The organism is Streptomyces sp. (genome assembly GCF_031178505.1).
GTDB lineage: Bacteria > Actinomycetota > Actinomycetes > Streptomycetales > Streptomycetaceae > Streptomyces > Streptomyces gulbargensis.
Genome location: NZ_JAPSIW010000712.1, coordinates 1 through 3,574, shown reverse-complemented (window position 1 = coordinate 3,574; position 3,574 = coordinate 1). Strand labels below are relative to the sequence as shown.

Here is a 3,574-nt window from a genome sequence, read left to right as displayed (position 1 = left end):
GCTGACCCGCATGCTGGCCGGTCTGGACCGGCTGGAGGCGGACGTCGCCGACGGCTCCTTCGTCGGGACCGTCGCCGACGAGGACGTCCACACCGCCCTGGAGCGGGGCCTCCTGGAGCGCCTCGGCCCGGACCTCGGCGGCAAGCTGCGCGCCGGCCGGTCCCGGAACGACCAGGTCGCCACCCTCTTCCGGATGTACCTGCGGGACCACGCCCGCATCATCGGCGGCCTCGTCGCCGACCTCCAGGACGCCCTGGTCGGCCTCGCGGAGGCGCACCCGGACGTGGCCATGCCCGGCCGCACCCACCTCCAGCACGCCCAGCCCGTGCTGTTCGCCCACCATGTCCTCGCGCACGTCCAGGCCCTCTCCCGGGACGCCGAGCGGCTGCGGCAGTGGGACACCCGGACCGCCGTCTCCCCGTACGGCTCCGGCGCCCTGGCCGGCTCCTCGCTCGGGCTGGACCCGGAGGCGGTGGCGAAGGACCTCGGCTTCGAGCGCGGCTCGGCCGGCAACTCGATCGACGGCACGGCCTCCCGGGACTTCGTCGCCGAGTTCGCCTTCATCACCGCGATGATCGGTGTGAACCTCTCGCGCATCGCGGAGGAGATCATCCTCTGGAACACGAAGGAGTTCTCCTTCGTGACCCTCCACGACGCCTTCTCCACCGGCTCCTCGATCATGCCGCAGAAGAAGAACCCGGACATCGCGGAACTCGCCCGGGGCAAGTCCGGCCGTCTCATCGGCAACCTCTCCGGTCTGCTGGCCACCCTCAAGGCGCTCCCGCTCGCCTACAACCGGGACCTCCAGGAGGACAAGGAGCCCGTCTTCGACTCCTGCGACCAACTGGAGATCCTGCTGCCCGCCTTCACCGGCATGATGGCGACGCTCACGGTCAACCGGGAGCGGATGGAGGAGCTGGCCCCGGCCGGGTTCTCGCTCGCGACCGACATCGCGGAATGGCTGGTCAAGCAGGGGGTGCCCTTCCGGGTGGCGCACGAGGTGGCCGGCGAGTGCGTGAAGGTGGCCGAGTCCGAGGGCAAGGAGCTGGACGAGCTCACGGACGAACAGTTCGCCAAGATCTCCGAGCACCTCACCCCCGAGGTGCGGACCGTCCTCAACGTGCCGGGCGCCCTCGCCTCCCGCGACGGCCGGGGCGGCACGGCCCCCTCGGCGGTCGCGGCCCAGCTCGTGGAGGTCAAGGCCGACCTGGTGATCCAGCACGCCTGGGCGAACGCCAAGAAGTGACCCGTGTCCCCGCCCGCGGGCCGGGACCGGAACGCGCCCCCGTCCTCCTCCGGGAGGGCGGGGGCGCTTTTTCCTGACCTACGAATGAGACATTGATGTCTCATTCGGTGTACGGTTGTCTCATGTCCGTCGACCGTACCCAGGTGCTCCGCGCCGCCGCCGCCCTGCTGTCCCGCAAAGCGACCGCCACCATGGACGAGGTCGCCCGGGCCGCCGGCATCGGCCGCGCCACCCTCCACCGGCACTTCGCCGGCCGGGACGCCCTGGTGCGGGCCCTGGAGGACCTCGGGCTCCAGGAGATGCAGGCCGCCCTCGACCGGGCCGGGCTCGACACCGGCCCCGCCGACGAGGCCGTCCGCAGGCTCGTCGCGGAGACCGAGGCCGTCGCCCCCCTGCTGTCCTTCCTCGTCACCGAGAACCAGCTGTTCGAGGGCGAGGAGCGGAACGAGGGCTGGGCCCGCCTCGACGCCCGCGTCTCCGCGCTGTTCCGGCGCGGACAGGAACAGGGCGTCTTCCGGATCGACCTGACCCCCGCCTGGCTGTGCGAGGCCCTCTACGGACTCGTCGGAGCCGGCGCCTGGGCCGTCCAGGACGGCCGGGTCGCCGCCAAGGACTTTTCGTACATGATCGCCGAGCTGCTGCTCGGCGGAGCGCGCAGGAGCGTGGAGAAGTGACCACCAGCACCCTCAGGACCCCCGGCCATACCGAGGGCGTGCACCGCCCCGGCCGGTGGCTCGCCCTTTCCGTCCTCGTCCTGGCCGTTCTGCTCGTGGCGGTCGACGCCACCGTGCTCGGCCTCGCGACCCCCTTCCTCTCCGAGGACCTGGAGCCGACCGGCACCCAGCTGCTCTGGATCGGCGACGTCTACTCGTTCGTCATCGCCGGCCTGCTCGTCTCCATGGGTAGCCTCGGCGACCGCATCGGCCGCAAGAAGCTGCTCCTCGTCGGCGCCACCGCCTTCGGCGCCGTCTCGGTGCTCAACGCCTACGCGACCAGCCCCGAGATGATGATCATCGCGCGGGCCCTGCTGGGCGTCGCCGGCGCGACCCTGATGCCCTCCACCCTCGCGCTCATCCGCAACCTCTTCCACGACCCGCGCGAGCGCAGCTTCGCCATCGGCATCTGGGGCGCCATGGCCTCGGCCGGCGCCGCCGTCGGCCCGGTCGTCGGCGGATTCCTCCTGGAGCACTTCTGGTGGGGCTCGGTCTTCCTCATCAACCTGCCGGTCATGGCCGTGCTCGTCCTCGTCGGCATCCGGCTCATCCCCGAGTCGAAGAACCCGCGGCCGGGCCCCTGGGACCTGTCCAGCGTCGGGCTGTCGCTCGTCGGCATGATCGGCGTCGTCTACGCGATCAAGGAGACGGCCTCGCACGGCCTCTCCCTGGACGCGGCCCTCGCCGCCCTCGCCGGAGCCGCCGCCCTCGCCTGGTTCGTCCGCCGGCAGCTCACCCTCCCCGCCCCGCTGCTCGACATGCGTCTCTTCCGTCACCGGGGCTTCTCGGCGGCCGTCCTCGCCGACCTGCTCACCATCCTGGGCCTCTCCGGACTGGTCTTCTTCCTGTCCCAGTTCTTCCAACTGGTCCAGGGCCGCCAGCCGCTGGAGGCCGGGCTCGCCGAACTGCCCGCCGCCGTCGGCGCGGTGACCGCCGGTCTGGTCGCGGGCCGGGCCGCCCGCCGCTTCTCCGTACGGTCCGTGGTCGCCACCGGCCTCGGCGCGGTCGGCCTGGCGCTCGCCGTCCTGACCACCCTCGGCCGCACCACCGGCTATCCGCTGCTCGGCGCGAGCCTCCTGGTCGTCGGCGTGGGCGCGGGTCTCGCCTTCACCGTCACCGCCGACGTCATCCTCTCCAGCGTGCCCAAGGAGCAGGCGGGCGCCGCCTCCGCCGTCTCGGAGACCGCCTACGAGCTCGGCGCGGCACTCGGCATCGCCGTCCTCGGCTCGATCGTGACCGGCGTCTACCGGGACTTCGTGACCCCCGCCGGCGTCCCGGCACAGACCGCGGCCGCCGCCCACGAATCGCTCGGCGGCGCCGTCGAGGCCTCCGCCGGCCTCGCGCCCGGCACCGCGAACGCCCTGGTCGGCGCCGCCCAGGAGGCCTTCGTGGACGGCCTGCGCATCGCCGCCGGCGTCGGCGCCGCGGTCCTCCTCGCCACCGCCGTGGCCGCCTGGTTCCTGCTCAAGGGCCAGCGCCTGGAGGACGGCACCGGCCACTGACGGGCCCGGAACGCGCGGTGGCCCCCAAGGGGGTATGCCGAACGGGGGCCCCAGCCCGGCCCGGGGGGGCCGGCGGCCGAGCCCGGGTGGGGGAAAATTGCACCGAAAAAAAA

3 protein-coding genes are annotated in these 3,574 nt (G+C 72.9%); all 3 read left to right on the top strand.

The genetic code is table 11. From position 1 onward, the window contains the following. A partial coding sequence (gene argH, locus RIF68_RS30955; RefSeq protein ID WP_309054584.1) for an argininosuccinate lyase occupies nucleotides 1-1,246 on the top strand: 1,246 nt, incomplete at its 5' end. 122 nt (nucleotides 1,247-1,368) lie between these two features. Beyond that, nucleotides 1,369-1,920 carry a helix-turn-helix domain-containing protein gene (locus RIF68_RS30950; RefSeq protein ID WP_309054583.1) on the top strand — a complete coding sequence of 184 codons (552 nt, stop codon included), beginning with the start codon at nucleotides 1,369-1,371 and terminating at the stop codon, nucleotides 1,918-1,920. After that, nucleotides 1,917-3,461, top strand: a complete 1,545-nt coding sequence (locus RIF68_RS30945) for an MFS transporter (RefSeq protein WP_309054582.1) — start codon at nucleotides 1,917-1,919, stop codon at nucleotides 3,459-3,461. Before RIF68_RS30950 ends, RIF68_RS30945 begins: the two co-directional genes overlap by 4 nt. The last annotated feature ends 113 nt before the right edge of the window (nucleotides 3,462-3,574 follow it).

Excerpts from the sequence above, each read along its gene's own strand:
- RIF68_RS30950 (WP_309054583.1), top strand. The coding sequence starts at position 1,369 with ATGTCCGTCGACCGTACCCAGGTGCTCCGCGCCGCCGCCGCCCTGCTG.